Annotated in this window: 16 protein-coding genes; 2 read left to right on the top strand and 14 right to left on the bottom strand. The window is 53.2% G+C overall.

The window, feature by feature from the left end; all coding sequences use genetic code 11:
- Positions 1–3: 3 nt before the first annotated feature.
- The 12 genes from holB to yceD all read right to left on the bottom strand — a co-directional run bounded on the left by holB (position 4) and on the right by yceD (position 9,708).
- Positions 4–903, bottom strand: a complete 900-nt coding sequence (holB, locus tag J0A66_RS04485; RefSeq protein ID WP_277603519.1) for a DNA polymerase III subunit delta' — start codon at positions 901–903, stop codon at positions 4–6.
- Entirely contained in the window at positions 900–1,517 is a 618-nt protein-coding gene (gene tmk, locus J0A66_RS04490) for a dTMP kinase (RefSeq protein WP_206572591.1), read from the bottom strand. Before tmk ends, holB begins: the two co-directional genes overlap by 4 nt.
- A gap of 48 nt (positions 1,518–1,565) precedes the next feature.
- Positions 1,566–2,555 carry an endolytic transglycosylase MltG gene (gene mltG / locus J0A66_RS04495; protein ID WP_338143863.1) on the bottom strand — a complete coding sequence of 330 codons (990 nt, stop codon included), beginning with the start codon at positions 2,553–2,555 and terminating at the stop codon, positions 1,566–1,568.
- Positions 2,552–3,358 (bottom strand): aminodeoxychorismate lyase, encoded by an 807-nt coding sequence (pabC, locus tag J0A66_RS04500; RefSeq protein WP_206572592.1) that lies wholly within the window; start codon positions 3,356–3,358, stop codon positions 2,552–2,554. The genes mltG and pabC overlap by 4 nt, the downstream gene beginning before the upstream one ends.
- A gap of 76 nt (positions 3,359–3,434) precedes the next feature.
- Positions 3,435–4,673, bottom strand: coding sequence for a beta-ketoacyl-ACP synthase II (gene fabF / locus J0A66_RS04505; protein ID WP_206572593.1), 1,239 nt, complete (start codon positions 4,671–4,673; stop codon positions 3,435–3,437).
- A gap of 130 nt (positions 4,674–4,803) precedes the next feature.
- A complete protein-coding gene (gene acpP, locus J0A66_RS04510) occupies positions 4,804–5,043 on the bottom strand; it encodes an acyl carrier protein (RefSeq protein WP_102795318.1) in 240 nt (79 codons plus the stop codon).
- A gap of 193 nt (positions 5,044–5,236) precedes the next feature.
- Positions 5,237–5,974, bottom strand: a complete 738-nt coding sequence (gene fabG, locus J0A66_RS04515; protein ID WP_206572594.1) for a 3-oxoacyl-ACP reductase FabG — start codon at positions 5,972–5,974, stop codon at positions 5,237–5,239.
- Between the two features lie 4 nt (positions 5,975–5,978).
- Entirely contained in the window at positions 5,979–6,911 is a 933-nt protein-coding gene (fabD, locus tag J0A66_RS04520) for an ACP S-malonyltransferase (RefSeq protein ID WP_206572595.1), read from the bottom strand.
- A 96-nt stretch (positions 6,912–7,007) separates the two neighbouring features.
- Positions 7,008–7,967, bottom strand: a complete 960-nt coding sequence (locus tag J0A66_RS04525; protein ID WP_206572596.1) for a beta-ketoacyl-ACP synthase III — start codon at positions 7,965–7,967, stop codon at positions 7,008–7,010.
- A gap of 2 nt (positions 7,968–7,969) precedes the next feature.
- Positions 7,970–8,995: a phosphate acyltransferase PlsX gene (gene plsX, locus J0A66_RS04530; protein ID WP_206572597.1), complete on the bottom strand. Its 1,026-nt coding sequence runs from the start codon at positions 8,993–8,995 to the stop codon at positions 7,970–7,972.
- Between the two features lie 11 nt (positions 8,996–9,006).
- The gene (gene rpmF, locus J0A66_RS04535) at positions 9,007–9,177 is read right to left on the bottom strand and encodes a 50S ribosomal protein L32 (RefSeq protein ID WP_088328389.1); all 171 of its coding nucleotides are present in this window, start codon (positions 9,175–9,177) and stop codon (positions 9,007–9,009) included.
- 3 nt (positions 9,178–9,180) lie between these two features.
- The gene (gene yceD, locus J0A66_RS04540) at positions 9,181–9,708 is read right to left on the bottom strand and encodes a 23S rRNA accumulation protein YceD (protein WP_206572839.1); all 528 of its coding nucleotides are present in this window, start codon (positions 9,706–9,708) and stop codon (positions 9,181–9,183) included.
- Positions 9,709–10,056: 348 nt separating this feature from the next.
- On the opposite strand from yceD, the gene J0A66_RS04545 reads away from it, so the two are divergent.
- The gene (locus J0A66_RS04545) at positions 10,057–10,638 is read left to right on the top strand and encodes a Maf family protein (protein ID WP_241264016.1); all 582 of its coding nucleotides are present in this window, start codon (positions 10,057–10,059) and stop codon (positions 10,636–10,638) included.
- A 45-nt stretch (positions 10,639–10,683) separates the two neighbouring features.
- Here J0A66_RS04545 and J0A66_RS04550 read toward each other — a convergent pair whose 3' ends face one another.
- Positions 10,684–11,334 carry an HAD-IA family hydrolase gene (locus J0A66_RS04550; protein ID WP_241264017.1) on the bottom strand — a complete coding sequence of 217 codons (651 nt, stop codon included), beginning with the start codon at positions 11,332–11,334 and terminating at the stop codon, positions 10,684–10,686.
- Positions 11,324–12,301: a 23S rRNA pseudouridine(955/2504/2580) synthase RluC gene (gene rluC, locus J0A66_RS04555; protein WP_206572598.1), complete on the bottom strand. Its 978-nt coding sequence runs from the start codon at positions 12,299–12,301 to the stop codon at positions 11,324–11,326. The genes J0A66_RS04550 and rluC overlap by 11 nt, the downstream gene beginning before the upstream one ends.
- 595 nt (positions 12,302–12,896) lie before the next feature.
- Between rluC and rne the strand changes: the two genes are divergently transcribed.
- Positions 12,897–15,872, top strand: a complete 2,976-nt coding sequence (gene rne, locus J0A66_RS04560; RefSeq protein WP_206572599.1) for a ribonuclease E — start codon at positions 12,897–12,899, stop codon at positions 15,870–15,872.
- Positions 15,873–15,917 lie beyond the last annotated feature (45 nt).

The following is a 15,917-nucleotide window of genomic DNA, read 5'->3' on the forward strand; positions in this document are numbered from 1 at the left end:
AGATTACTCCTGCGCTTCTTCTAGCTGCTGAATGGGGCCGAGTAGCTGGGCCAGCAGCAGGATTTTGTTCAATCCGGGATTGCTCACATACCGCCCGGCACCGAGAGCTTCATGACTCAGTGCCCATAACTGGTCGACATTGTAACGGCCCTGCTGAATACTGGCCACAAGCCAGTGCTGCAGCCAGGCGATCAGCCTGGCGGGTTGCTCCTGCCACTGTGTTGCCATTTGCAGGGCATCCAGTTGACCCAGTGTGAGTTGCTCCAACTGCTGATTGAACCTGGCATAGCTAAGTTCAGGTTCCTCCCTGAGCAACATGCTGAGCCTCAGGGGCGAAGCGGCGTAAAGGCTTAGCAACTCAGGCTCTATCGGGCCTGCATGTTCAGCAGACAACCATTGCCGGGTTTGTTCCTGACTGGGCCTGGGCAGCGTAAGCTTTTCACAGCGGCTGAGGATTGTCGGCAACAAACGCTGAGGGCGGGCGGTGGTGAGCAGGATATAGGTCTGATCAGTCGGTTCTTCCAGGGTCTTGAGCAGCGCATTGGCGGCGGATTCCGTCATGCTGTCCGCTTGGTGAATAATCAGCACTTTGGCACCGGAGAGCTGGGCCTTGGACGACAGTTTTTCAATGGCATCGCGGATCTCGTCCACACCGATCTGCTTGTCACTTTGGACTTGATAAAAATCCGGGTGCGAGCCGGCCCTGAACAACTGACAGGCCTGGCACTGACCACAGATCTTTTCATTGGCTTGCCGGCAGAGCAGATGAGCGCCAATTTCCCGCGTAAGTTCTGCCTTGCCCAGCCCCTGGGGACCAATCAACAGTAGGCCATGATGCAAGCGGCCGGATTGTATCCGCTGGGTTAACTGGGAAAACAGCCTTCCAAACCAGGGATAAATCATGACAGGTATCGCGCCATGGCCATCCTGATACTGGCATGTACCTGTTCTATGGGCTGCATGGCATCTATTATCTGGATGTCTGGCTCCCTGGAAGCCAGTTGCAGGTACCTGGCCCGGGTCCGCTCAAAGAAAGCCAGTCCGGACTGCTCTATACGATCCAGCTCTCCCCTGCCCCTGGCCCGCTCGAGACCGACCTGTGGCTCAACATCCAGATACAGGGTCAGGTCCGGCTCGAAGCCTTTGAGACTGATAGTTCTAAGGCTTTCTATCATCTGATGATCTATCTGCCGTCCCCCTCCCTGATAGGCCCGGGAAGAAAGGTCGTGCCTGTCCCCCAGAACCCAGGTTCCCTGAGCCAGAGCCGGCTTAATCACATTCTCCAGCAACTGTACCCGGGCCGCATACATCAGCAGCAGTTCGGCTTCCACCGTTACCCGCTCCTGCCAGTCATGTTTGACACAGTCGCGAATGGCTTCGGCCATCGGCGTGCCGCCGGGTTCCCGGGTGCAAATCAGTGGGTGTCCGGCACCTTCGATACATTCCCTGACCAACTGGATGGCTGAACTCTTACCTGCCCCTTCAAGGCCTTCGATTACTATAAATTTGCCAGACATGGGTTCCTGATCCGTCCGGGCGACTCGCAACCTGTCACCCGTCATGTGTTACTTCTTCAACTGATATTGTCGCACTGCCGCGTTGTGATCGGCAAGGCTACTGGAAAACACATGGCTGCCATCATTACGTGACACGAAATAGAGTTCATCCGTATCCAGCGGATTCAGCACCGCGTCTATTGCCGCTCCACTGACCATACTGATGGGTGTCGGCGGTAACCCCTTTATCACATAGGTGTTATAAGGCGTGGGCGTCTTCAGATCGCCACGCCGTATATTGCCGTCAAATGCCTCCCCCATGCCGTAAATCACAGTGGGGTCGGTTTGCAGCCGCATGTTGCGCTCCAGGCGATTAACGAATACTGCCGCTATTCTGGGCCGTTCTTCAGCCAAACCTGTTTCCTTTTCAACAATGGACGCCAGTATCAGGGCTTCATAAGGGTTTTCATAAGGCAGCCCCACTTTTCGTTGCTGCCACTTCTCCTGTAAAAAGGTCTGCATGCGCTCATAGGCCTGGACGACGATAATTTCTGCATTGGTCCCGGCCGTAAAGTGGTAGGTGTCTGGCATCAGCCAGCCCTCGAGGCTTTCTCCCGGGGGGGCGAGATAGGCCACAAAATCATCATTCAGGGAGTCTGCGCGCAGATAAGGATGTGCCTGCATCTGTGCCCTCCAGTCCTGCCAACGCAGTCCCTCCACCAGGCGAATCTCGAACAGTTTCTCCCGACCGCTCGACAGCAGCGACAAAGTATCCCGCAGGCTCATGCCGGGACGGAACTCGTAAGTCCCGGCTTTGACATCGGACAGACCGGGTGACAGCCTGAGCAACACCTTTCCTGGCCATTGTGAGTCAATCAGACCCTGTTGTTGCAATTTGTGCAGAAAATGATGTGCATATTGGCCCTTTTCCAGGGTAAAGAGGGTGGCTCCTGTCAGAGCCAGGGGCTGTTCCACCTGGAAAGTCCAGTATCGGTAGGAGCCATAGCCGGCGATTAGCATCACCAGCAATCCGGCCATAATCAGTTTTGTCCGGGTCACAGTAAATCCTTAAGTACCACATTGGCATGTTGCACATCATACTGATGATCGAGGATGCTCCGTACCGGTACCACCCCCATCAGGCTGTTGGTGATACAAACCAGACTGGCATCGAACAGAACCTCTGCCCTCATCCGGACCCTGATGACAGATACCCCCTGCCGGGATAAGGCGTCCAGCAGACACTTTCGCATCACTCCCTTAACGCCGGCATACCGCAGACTTGGGGTATACCATTGATTACCGGTTTGCCAGAACAAATTGGCTACAGAAGTTTCCACCAGCATTTTGTCGGTATCGCAAACCAAAGCATCCTGCCACCCTTGTGCGGCAATTTCCTGTTTGATCATCACCTGTTCAAGTCGGTTCAGATGTTTAAGGCCTGCAAGCAATGGCTGTTTGGCCAGGGAAATCTGGCTTTTTTGCAACGCAATCCCCTTCTCCCGCCAATCCTGATATTGGCCGGGCAGCGGATGCAGGGTCAGGATCCAGTTGGGGGTGCCTTGCTCAGCAGGCAAATAACCTCGGCCGCCCTCTCCCCTACTGATCAGTACTTTCAGTACGCCTTCTGACTGTTCCTTTGCCAGGGAAAAAGCGCAGTCCTGCAATTGCCGCCATTTTGAAAAGTCGATGTTCAGGCGTAGCAAACCCTGTTTGAGCCTCGCCAGGTGCAGGGACCAATGTTGCAGACAGCCATTCTTGACCCGCACGGTAGTAAACAGGCCGTCACCGTATTGAGTGGCTCTGTCTGCAACAGCAAGCTGGACGGCCGGCCGACCATTGATCAGGGTGGTGATATCCATGCAGGTTCAAATTGCTCCACAAAAAGAAAAGCCTGCTAGAAACTAACAGGCTTTGTCTGACTTGTTAAGATTGGCATCAAACCCGTTTGAACAGTAATGATCCGTTGGTGCCGCCAAAGCCGAATGAGTTGCACAGGGCATAGTCCATTTTCACATCACGAGCCGTATGCGGCACATAGTCCAGGTCACAGCCTTCATCCGGGTCATCCAGATTGATAGTGGGAGGCACTTTCTGTTCCTGCAGGGCCAGGATAGTAAAGATCGCCTCAACTGCACCCGCTGCACCCAGCAAATGCCCCGTCATTGACTTGGTAGAGCTGACCAGCAAGCCTCCGGCATCTTTACCAAACACAGATTTGACCGCTTTGGTTTCGGCTATGTCCCCAGCAGGTGTGGAGGTGCCATGGGCATTGATGTAGCCCACCTGATCCGTATTAACTCCTGCATCTTTGAGAGCATGGTCCATGGCCGCGGCAGCGCCTTGTCCTTCTTCCGGCGGTGAGGTCATGTGGTAGGCATCGCCACTCATGCCAAAACCGATAAGTTCGGCATAAATCCTGGCCCCCCGGGCCTTGGCATGTTCATATTCTTCAAGCATTACCACGCCAGCACCGTCACCCATCACAAAACCATCCCGGTCTTTGTCCCAGGGGCGACTGGCCGCCTGTGGATCCTCATTCCTGGATGACAACGCCCGGGCAGCCGCAAAACCGCCAAGGCCCAATGGCGTAGTAGCCGCTTCTGCACCACCAGCCAACATGGCGTCGGCGTCCCCATAGACTATAGTCCGGGCTGCCACTCCGATGTTATGCACGCCTGTGGTACAAGCAGTGACAATATTCAGGTTGGGGCCTTTGAGGCCTTCCATAATGGACAGGAAGCCGGAAATCATATTAGTGATGGTAGAAGGTACAAAAAACGGTGAAATCTTCCTCGGGCCCGAAGCAATCAGTTTGCTGTGGTTCTCTTCAATCAGACCCAGCCCACCGATACCCGACCCTACTGCAACCCCCACCCGTCCGGCGTTGGCGTCGCTGATTTGCAAACCTGAATCCCTGAGCGCCTGCATACCGGCAGCCACTCCATACTGGATAAACAGATCCATTTTTTTGCTTTCCTTTCTGGGCATGTATTGCTCAACATCGAAGCCTTTAACCAGCCCGGCGAAACGGGTGGAAAACAGGCTGCTATCAAAAGTATCGATATTGCCAATGCCACTCTGTCCCTTGAGCAATGCGCTCCAGGTGGAGGTGACATCGAGTCCCAAAGGTGAAAGCATGCCAAGACCTGTTACTACAACACGACGTTTTGACACTTTGGCCTCCGCAAGGGAATAAAGGCCATCGCACACTGCTCCACTGACACGGCCATTATCAGTGTGGATGGTATTGGGTAGGAAAAGAAACGGCTCCTAAAGAGCCGTTAGTTTCTAATCTTGTTTGCTGTTACGCGTCTTTATGGGCGTTGATGTAATCGATAGCAGACTGAACAGTAGTGATCTTCTCTGCTTCTTCATCTGGGATTTCAGTATCAAACTCTTCTTCCAGAGCCATCACCAGCTCAACAGTATCCAGAGAGTCTGCACCCAAGTCATCAACGAAGGACGCTTCAGGCTTCACTTCTTCTTCTTTGACGCCTAATTGTTCAACGATGATTTTAATTACGCGTTCTTCGATATTACTCATAATTCTAGATTTCCCTTAAAAGTGACGCTAGATGTAAATTTGCGAGTAGTGTATTCAGCAACCCCAGGCCTTGCAAGCAAGAGTATGAAGTTTTTTGCTGGTCAAACCACAATTTAGCACAAAAAATAGTATATGACAGGTAACCGCTTTTTACCTGCAGAGATTCACCAGATTAATGCAGATGCCTGCATAATCAAACCATTAACATACCGCCATTCACATGAATGGTTTCCCCGGTAATATAGGCTGCGCCGTCAGAAACCAAAAAGGCAACGGTGGCGGCAATTTCTTCCGGATTACCCAGACGGTTGGCCGGAATATCCTTGAAGATGGCTTCCCGCTGCTCATCGGTCAAGGCCTTGGTCATATCGGTATCGATAAAGCCCGGTGAAACGGTATTCACGGTAATGCCGCGGGAAGCTACCTCCCGGGCCAGTGATTTGGAAAAACCTATCACTCCAGCCTTGGCTGCGGCGTAGTTGGCCTGCCCCGGATTCCCTGAACTGCCCACCACGGAACCAATATTCACTATACGTCCGGCACGCTTTTTCATCATGCCCCGTAATACAGCCTTAGACAATCGGAAAATAGAGGTCAGGTTGGTATCGATAATATCCTGCCATTCCTCATCTTTCATGCGCATCAGCAGATTGTCGCGGGTGATACCGGCATTGTTTACAAGGATGTCAATTTCACCGAATTCGTTGCGGATGGCCTCCAGGCAGGCATTCAGCTGTTCAGTATCTGTCACATTGAGCGCCATGCCTTTGCCTTGGCTCCCCAGGTAGTCCGAGATGGCCTGAGCACCGCCCTCAGAAGTGGCCGTACCTATCACTGTAGCCCCCTGGGACGCCAGTTTCTGTGCAACTGCTTTACCAATCCCCCGGCTGGCGCCGGTGATCAGTACGATTTTGCCTTGTAGTTCAGACATCTTGTTATCCTTTTTGTGTCAATGCTTGCAGAGAATCGGGCGTATTAATGGCATCAACCGCCAGATTCTTATCAATACGCTTGATCAGACCAGTCAATACTTTACCCGGACCGGCCTCCAGAACCTGTTCAATGCCCAGTTCTGTGAGCTTCATTACCGACTCCGTCCAGCGCACCGGGCTGTATAGCTGGCGAACCAGAGCCTGCTTGATCTGCTCGGGTTGTTCAGGCATGGCCACATCCACATTGTTCACTACGGGTATGACAGGCTGATGAAAGGTGAGTTTCTGCAGCTCCAAAGCGAGCTTGTCTGCAGCGGGTCTCATCAGGGCACAATGGGACGGAACGCTAACCGGCAGCGGCAGCGCCCGTTTGGCGCCAGCTTCTTTACAGGCCTCTGAGGCCCTGGCAACGGCATCCGCATGTCCAGCGATCACCACCTGCCCCGGGCTGTTGAAATTGACCGCCGAAACGACCTGACCGTGGGCCGCCTGCTCACAAGCGGTAATGACCTTATCATCGTCCAGACCTATGATGGCCGCCATGGCGCCGGTACCGGCTGGGACAGCCTCTTGCATCAACTCACCGCGCAGTTGTACCAACTTGACGGCGTCAGCAAAATTCAATACCCCGGCACAGACCAGCGCCGAATACTCACCCAGGCTGTGACCGGCCAGTATATCCGGCTTATCACCACCCTGCGCCTCCCATACTCGCCAGATGGCAACACTGGCTGCCAGCAGCGCCGGTTGGGTACGGTGGGTGGCATTAAGATCAGCCTCGGGGCCCGTCTGGGTCAGTTTCCACAAATCATAGCCCAGAGCATCACCCGCCTCGGCAAAGGTTTGCTCCACTTGTGGATAGGTCGCGGCCAGATCGGCCAACATACCCACAGCCTGTGATCCCTGACCGGGAAACACAAACGCCAATTTCGCCATAGTCTTCTCCTGGTTTTGATTCTTAACAGCGAATTCTAGTCGTGATTTGGACAGAAAGGACGTCATCAGTGGCGTCCTGTCCAGAACAGGAAATGTTTAATAACGTACCAGAGCTGACGCCCAGGCAAAACCACCGCCGAAGGCTTCCAGCAGCAGGTTGTGACCACGCTGAATACGTCCATCACGAATGGCAGTATCCAGGGCAGTCGGTACAGTAGCCGCCGAGGTATTGCCGAAGTCCTGCAGTGTCAGCACCACGCGTTCCATAGGCATTTCAAGCTTTTTGGCCGTGGCCTTGATGATCCTGAAGTTAGCCTGATGTGGCACCAGCCAGTCCAGATCGGACTTTTGCATATCATTGGCTGCAAGGGTCTGTTCAACCACTTCGCTAAGCTTGGTCACAGCCACCTTGAAGACTTCGTTACCTTTCATCACACCCCAGTTTTCATGCACTGAGTGTTCCTGGCCGCGGGTGGGGTTGCCCACATACAATAAGTCGTTGTATGAACCCGCCGCATGGATATGAGTGGACAGAATACCCGGTTCCTCGCTGGCCTCTATGAGGGTGGCTCCCGCTGCATCGCCAAACAGGATCACCATGGTGCGGTCAAACGGTGCCACCAGCCGGCTCAGACAATCGGTTCCCACCACCAGAATACGTTTGCACATGCCGGACTTGATGTACTGGTCGGCCACACTCAGGGCATAACAATAGCCGGCACAGGCCGCTGCCACATCAAAGGCCGGAATACCATCCAGACCGAGAATCTTTTGAATATCACAGGCTGCGCTGGGCAGGGCTTTGTCATGGCTGGTGGTCGCGCAGACGATCATGTCGATGCTGCGCGGATCGATATCTGCAGCTTCAATAGCCTTTTTTGACGCTTCTGCCCCCATGGTGGCGGCAGTCTCATCGGCCCCGATGATGCGCCTCTCCTTTATTCCCGTCCTGTCGGTAATCCATTCGTCATTGGTTTCAACCATCTGTTCCAGATCGGCATTGGTGCGAACTTGGCTGGGATAGTAACTACCTGTGCCAATGATTCTTGAATACATGCTTAAGGCCTTTCCATTAGAAGAGTTTCTATTTTATGTTTTATCTTGTTTGGAACCTGACGGGCGACTTCCTGCATCGCCTCCCTGATGGCATACAAAAAAGCATCACTGGAGGCATTGCCGTGGCTCTTAACAACAATTCCGCGCAATCCTATCAGACTCGCCCCATTGTACTGGTCGGGGTTCACCCTGGCGTAGATTTTCTTGAGGATGGGTAAGGCCATTCTGGCCATTACGCGGGTCATGAGGTTCTTACCCGATACCCGTTTGACTTCGGTAATAATCAGCTTGCCCAATCCCTCACAGGCTTTCAGTGCGATATTACCGACAAAACCGTCGGTGACCACCACATCGGCCTTGTCTGTGAAGATATCGTTACCTTCTATATAGCCTATATAATTGATACCCGGGACGGAAGAGAGGATTTGGGCGGTGTGCTTGACCTGATCATTACCCTTTATCTGCTCTTCTCCTACGTTCAGTAACGCAACCCTGGGCCGGGTCAGACCTTCTACTTCTTCGGCCATCACTGAGCCCATCACCGCATACTGAAAGAGAATTTCCGAATCGCAATTGACGTTGGCGCCTAAATCCAGCAGATAGACTTTCTTATGGCTGGTGGTTGGCAAGGAAGAGATCAAAGCCGGTCTGTCGATACCTGGCAGGGTTTTGAGGACATAGTAAGCCATGGCCAACAGGGCCCCGGTGTTACCGGCACTGACACAGGCATCGGCTTCGCCCGCCTCAACCAGCTCCAAGGCTTTACGCATGGAAGACCGGGTTTTACTGCGCAAGGCGGCACTGGGTCTTTCATCCATGCTCACCACCTGCTCGGTGGAGACCAGTTGCAGTCGCTCCAGGGGCAAATCCGCATAACCGGACAGGCCGTCCTGCAGCTGCACCAGATCGCCGCAAAGAAACAAATGTAGATGAGGGAATTCTTTCACTGCCAGAACGGCAGCTTCAATAGTAACAGGGGGGCCATGATCGCCCCCCATCATATCTAACGCAATGGTTAGATGAGTCAAAGTCAGCTCGCTTAGTTAGCGATGACTTTTTTGCCTTTGTAGTAACCGTCAGCTGTAACGTGATGACGACGATGCGTCTCACCTGACGTGGAATCTACAGACAAGGTTTCCGCTGTCAAAGCATCATGCGAACGACGCATGCCACGCTTAGAACGGGTTTTACGATTCTGCTGTACCGCCATTACCTACTCCTGATCTCGCTTAAGTTCTTTCAACACCGCAAAGGGGTTTGGACGCTCAGCGACCGGTTCAATTTTTCCAAAACTCATTTCCTCTTCACTTACCCTGCAATCTTCCTCTGCGTGGAAGGGCACAATAGGCAAAGCTAAAATCAGTTCATCCTCAAAGAGTTGGAGTAAATTGATTTCTCCATGGTCATCGACCTCGACCGGATCGTAAGCCTCCGGAAGCTCATCGATGTCCTGTTCTGCCCTGACCGGACTGAAACAGAATGACACCTCCAAGTGATGAGCGAAGGATTCATTACACCTCTGACAGATAAGTGAGACCTCAGTATTCAGTCTACCGGAGAAGAAGGTCAGTTCCTGCGCGTCTTTCTCGAACTTAACTTCTACTTCTATATCCTGATCCACTGCAGCTACTGCCTGCTGCAACCTGTTCATGTCATTGGCCATCATCACCCCGATATACTCGGAGCGTTTGACGGCATTTTTGACAGGATCGAGCTGCTTGGGCAGTTTCACTTTCTGCATAGGGCGCGCATGATATAGCCAGAGGCAGGAGGAGTCAAAGAAATTCTCTTTCATATTAGGGCCCGCAGCCTGTTACGACAGGCAATAACAAAAAATTCAGGGCCTGCCGCCATCCAGGTGAAAACCTGATGCCGCCCTCCAGATTATCTTTTCCCGGATTAATCCCCTTCCCTCAGGTAACCCCCCTCACCGGGTCTTTGAGACGGGCACCCGGGCAACCTTTGCGATGCCGGCTGCCGACATTGGGAATAGAAGACTGAGCCAATTGGCCTGAACTGGAAATACCGAGCTGTTTCCTGTCTGCCTGGTTTGAATTTATACTGCCCGTTTTGTACGCAGGAATTCATCATGTCCCTGATACTGGCTTCCACTTCACCTTTCAGGAAAAGTCTGTTGGAAAAGCTCGGTCTGGTCTTTGAAACGGCCTCCCCCGACACAAATGAAACACCACTGCCAGGTGAAAGCGCCCGGGACCTGGTTCGACGGCTTGCCGAGTCCAAGGCCACAAGTGTGGCGGCTACTCGCACCCGGGGTCTGATCATCGGCTCCGATCAGGTGGCCTGCCTGGACGGACTAATTATCGGGAAACCCCACACTCACGAAAAAGCGGTCCAGCAGCTTGAAAGTTGCAGCGGCAAGGCGGTCCGTTTTTATACCGGCCTCTGCCTGCATGAGGTCACCACGGGCAAGACCCACAGCCATGTGGAGGTATTTGAAGTGCTGTTCCGTCCCCTGTCCCGCCAACAGATAGATAGTTATCTGATAAAAGAACAGCCCTATCAGTGCGCAGGAAGCTTCAAGAGCGAAGGTTTGGGGATCTGTCTGTTCGAGAAACTGGAAGGTCGTGATCCCAACAGTCTGATCGGTCTTCCTCTGATTGCCTTGACAGACTTGCTGAGGGAATTCGGTATCGATCCCTTAACCGATTAGGTTCAAGGCATCTTCGGGGGATTCGTATAGCCCTGGCTGGAATCGTTACAGCCAATCGGTGAGCTCGGCCAGTGAGTCAACGATAGCCAGCGGCTGATGCTGTTTAAGGCGTTCGGGCACATGCACCCCATGACTGATGCCAATCCTGTCCATACCCAGTTGTTCGGCCATCTGCATATCATATACAGTATCACCAATCATCACAGCTTCCCTGGCAGACAGGTTAAACTCATCAAGCAACTGGACCAGCATCTCGGGGTGAGGTTTAGACTGGGTTTCATCGCCACAGCGTGAGGCTGAAAAATACTGTCCCGTCCCTGTTTCCCGCCAAACCCTGTCTAGCCCACGCCTGGCCTTGCCGGTTGCCACCGCCATCAGGGTATTGCGACCCCGCAAATCGGCAAGTAACGCCTGTGCGCCGGCAAACAAGGGAGTGGGTGTCAGATCTTTTTCCACATACTCCTGTCGGTAATATTCGAACAGCGTGTCGGCCTCATAGGACTCCAACTGGCCAAACAGTCTGCTGATGGCGGGCTTGAGACTGATGCCGATAATGTCTTTCACCGCCTCGTTGGAAGGCACCGCAAGCCCCGCTCGTCTGGCGGCCGTCTGCATTGAAGAAACAATGCGCCCGCAGGAGTCCATCAGGGTGCCATCCCAGTCAAATATCACCAGGCTGTATTTTTTAGTCATCATAACTTCTGTTTTGTGTTTCTTGCTGTCGCAATTTCTGCAATACGGCGTTCAGTTGTTCATCTAACGGAGCTTCCAGACGGACTGTCGTCGCGCTTTTAGGATGCACAAAAGAAATGCTGCGCGCATGCAAAAATAATCTTTTCAAACCCAATCCGGCGCAGTACTGGTTGAAGTCTTCCTGGCCATACTTATCATCAGCGGCTATCTCATGACCCGCGTGTTGGCAGTGCACACGAATCTGGTGGGTCCTGCCCGTGACCGGATAAGCTTCCACCAGGGACGCCTGGGCAAAACTTTCCAGCAACTGATAGCGTGTTTCTGACTCCTTACCCTCTGGCGCCACGGAAACCATTCGTTCGCCTGATTTGAGAATATTCTTTCTTAACGGCGCCTTTACTTTATTGCGGTTAGCCGGCCAGGCTCCTTTCACTAATGCCAGGTAGCGCTTATCGACGGTTTTTTCACGAAGTTGTTCATGCAGTGCCTTCAGGCAGGAACGTCGTTTGGCAATCAGTAGACAGCCTGAGGTGTCACGGTCCAGTCTGTGTACCAACTCCAGAAACCTGGCATCGGGGCGCAGGGCCCTGAGGGCTTCGATCACGCCAAAACTCAAGCCGCTACCACCATGGACCGCCATTCCTGATGGTTTATTTATGGCAATAAGCAGATCATCCTCAAACAGGATGTGCTGCTCAAGACTGGCGACCCTGTCCAGCTTGACCGACGGCCCGGCGGATTTCTCAGCCACTTTAACCGGTGGAATACGCACTTCATCATTGGCCTGTAACTTATAATCCGGCTTGACGCGTTTCTTGTTGACCCGCACCTCGCCCTTGCGCAAAACACGGTAAATAAGGCTTTTGGGCACACCTTTTAGCTGAGTGCGCAGAAAGTTATCAATTCTCTGCCCTGCCAACTCTGGATCGACCTGAATTATTTGTACTTTGGGTGGAGTTATTTCTGTCATAGGGACAGCATTTTATCTTACTTTTTTATCTTCAGAGGGTATTTTTCGATAAAAAAATCTAACTTGATTAGAAACTGATCTGCCAGTACCACTTTATGCCATGTATAGCCTGGACGGCTTGCTGGCTTGCCCTGTATTTTCCCTACCTGCCCTAACCTGAAGCCCGGTTTAATTGCCTTGCCTGTCAAGCTGTTTTAATGCGATAATCCACCGGCTTTCGATTGAAAAAATAAAATCGGCTCTGCCAGAATGCAGATCGGAACCTGACCGCGAAACGACAGAATCTCATAACGAGAATGCGAACGTACCGTTCACGAAGAGTGTAAAAGTTCGTGAAAAGAGGCACGACAGGTCCAAAGCAAGCGAACCAAATTATATATTATTTGATTGCTATCGAAGCAAAGCATTAGACCAGTTTGGAATCCTGTCTGACCTGCAAAGATCGTCAGACAGGCGAAATCAGATATTGAGACCATGCACAATTTGATCTGGCTCCACCCATCCAGTCGGGAGACTGCAAGACTGTCCGAATTTGGTGGTGTCTAGTCTTTCGGTAGTGATCGATACCTAACTATCGAGTCACAATATGAAAAGAATGTTGATCAACGCAACTCAACATGAAGAGTTGCGTGTTGCCCTGGTGGATGGGCAGAAGCTGTATGATCTGGACATAGAAAGTCCCGGACATGAGCAGAAAAAAGCCAATATCTACAAAGGAAAAATTACCCGGGTTGAACCCAGCCTTGAAGCCGCCTTTGTCGACTACGGCGCTGACCGCCACGGCTTCCTCCCCCTGAAAGAAATTGCCCGCACCTACTTCCCCAAAGGTTACAACTTCGAAGGTCGTCCAAACATCAAAGATGCTATCCGGGAAGGCCAGGAAGTCATCGTACAGATTGACAAGGAAGAGCGTGGCCAAAAAGGCGCTGCCCTGACGACCTTTATCAGCCTGGCTGGCAGTTATCTGGTGCTGATGCCCAACAATCCCAGAGCCGGAGGTATCTCCCGTCGTATCGAAGGGGATGAGCGCACCGACCTAAAACAGGCGTTGAACAAACTGAATCTGCCCGATGGTATGGGCCTGATTGTCCGCACCGCCGGTGTGGGAAAATCCTACGAGGAACTGGAATGGGATTTGAGCGTACTGCTGACCCACTGGCAGGCCATCGAAGAGGCCTCAAAATCCCGCAAGGCGCCGTTTCTTATCCATCAGGAAAGTAATGTCATCGTCAGAGCCATTCGTGACTATCTGCGTCGTGATATCGGCGAAATTCTCATCGATGACCAGGAAATATTCGAACTGGCCAAACAACATATCGAATTGGTACGTCCCGATTTCATCAGTCGTTTAAAGTTTTACCAGGGCGACGTGCCGCTGTTCAGCCACTATCAGATTGAAACTCAAATCGAGTCGGCCTTCCAGCGTGAAGTCCGTTTGCCTTCCGGCGGCTCCATCGTCATCGATCAGACTGAAGCCCTGACCTCCGTAGATATCAACTCCTCTCGCGCCACCAAAGGCGGCGATATCGAAGAAACAGCATTGAACACCAACCTGGAAGCGGCCGATGAAATCGCCCGTCAGCTGCGTCTGCGTGATCTGGGTGGGTTGTTTGTTATCGACTTTATCGACATGACGCCGGTTCGCCATCAGCGGGAAGTAGAAAAGCGCCTGGCCGACGCAGTACGTCATGACAGAGCCCGTGTGCAGTTGGGCCGAATCTCCCGTTTTGGCCTGCTGGAAATGTCACGCCAGCGTTTGCGACCGTCCCTGGGTGAGTCTGCCCATCATGTCTGCCCAAGATGCAATGGGGTAGGTACAGTAAGGGGAACAGAATCCTTGGCCTTATCCGTATTGCGTATTATGGAAGAAGAAGCCATCAAGGATAACACCGGCCAGATAGAAGCCCAGGTACCGGTCAGTGTGGCCACCTATTTGCTCAATGAGAAACGCAAGGCCGTAGCCAGCCTGGAAAGACGTCATCAGGTCCAGTTGCTGATTATTCCCAATCCCAATATGGATACCCCTCACTACCGGGTCTCCCGCCACCGCCCGGATGACTTGATTTCCCAGGTCAGTTATCAGGTTGAACTCGATGAGGCCAAGAGTCTCGACGGTGCAAAGGCCGTGCTTGAACAGCCCAGCCGGGAAGAACCCGCGCTCAAAACCCTGGTTACTCCTCCCAAAGCCGCGCCTCAGGCAGCACCGGCAACAAAGACCCAGAGCAGCAAGCCGTCCTTGTTAAGCGCCGTGGCTGGTTGGTTTGGTAAGCTGTTTCAGGAAGAGACACCCAGTAAGCAGACCGAAACCAAGCCTGAGGAACGCAGTCAGTCACAACGCAGAAAACCCCGTCAGGAACGTGGCCGCTCAGACGAAGGCCGGCGTACCGATGGGCGTCGTGGCAGAAATCAGGATAAGCGTCAGGACGAACGTCGCGATAGTCGGGATACCCGTGACGGACGAGATACCCGTGAAACAAGGGATAATCGTGACACCCGCGATACGCGAGAAGCCCGTGGGCAAAAAGAGGAGCGCAGGCCCTCACGCAGACCGAGACGCGATGAGCAGGATCAGGCTGGCAGCGAACCGGCTCGTCAGAGCAAAGAGCAAGGCAGCACGGCTGCCGAGCAAAAACCTGAACAGCAGTTGGCAGAACGTCGTCAGCGCCGGGAAAGAAAGCGCAGCGTGCGCGTCTCTGAGGCCAGTGCCGAGCAGGATCTGCAGAGTAAAGGAGTTGCGGAGGCAGAAGCTCAGCCTCTGGCGAAACCTGCCCATAAACCCGAAACCAGTGCCGACAAGGTCATGGTAGAAGAAGAAATCCGCGAGCAGGCCATTAAGAGCTCTGCTGAGGGAAGAGCAGAACCGGCAGAAGAGATAACCGAGGAAAGCCAGGAAAGCCCTCGTAACCGCAGCCGACGCTCTCCTCGCCATATCCGTGCAGCCGGTCAGAAAAGGCGTAAGGAGCAGGATGCAGAGGAATTGGAGCAGGCCAACGGACAGGACCAGTTGCCTCTGGAGACGGCTCAGCAGCCAAAGGCGGAGACAACCGAGGTTCCTGTGACCGAGGCCGAGCCGGCCGAGCAGCCAATCACCTCTGCTGAAGCACAGAAGAGTGCAGAAACAGAGAAGGCTGTGAAGGAGACGCAAGAGACGGAAGTTGCCGAAAAGCCAAAGACTGCGCGCCGTCCTCGCCGGAGCAAGACCCCGCAGCAAGTGGAAATTGCCCTTGAGGATGAGCCACAAGTGCAGGCTGAAGCTGTTACTGAGAAGCCTGACACGAAAGACGAGAAAGACAGTCAGGCTCAGGCTGAGTCCACGCCGAGGAAGACTGGCAGCGAAAGCACAGCACCACAGAAAAAAGTACCAGCTATAAACCCTGAGGGTAAGAGATTTGTCTCCTCCCCCATGGCCAAGCCACAATCTTTGCCAGAGGGCTTCACCGAGATTAGTATTTCTGCTATCGAAGTGACACGCAGGCCGGAGTTGAAAACATCGGGCCGGGTGGCAGCGCAGTTGAGCTTTAAGAACCGGGCCGTCGCGCCGGCAACCAAGCCGGAAGATCAGGTTCAGTAGACGATACCCGGTAGGTAGCATCCTGCCGGCCAACCACAAAAAAGG

It is taken from the genome of Bowmanella dokdonensis (assembly GCF_017254865.1).
In the GTDB taxonomy this organism is placed as follows: Bacteria; Pseudomonadota; Gammaproteobacteria; order Enterobacterales; family Alteromonadaceae; genus Bowmanella; species Bowmanella dokdonensis.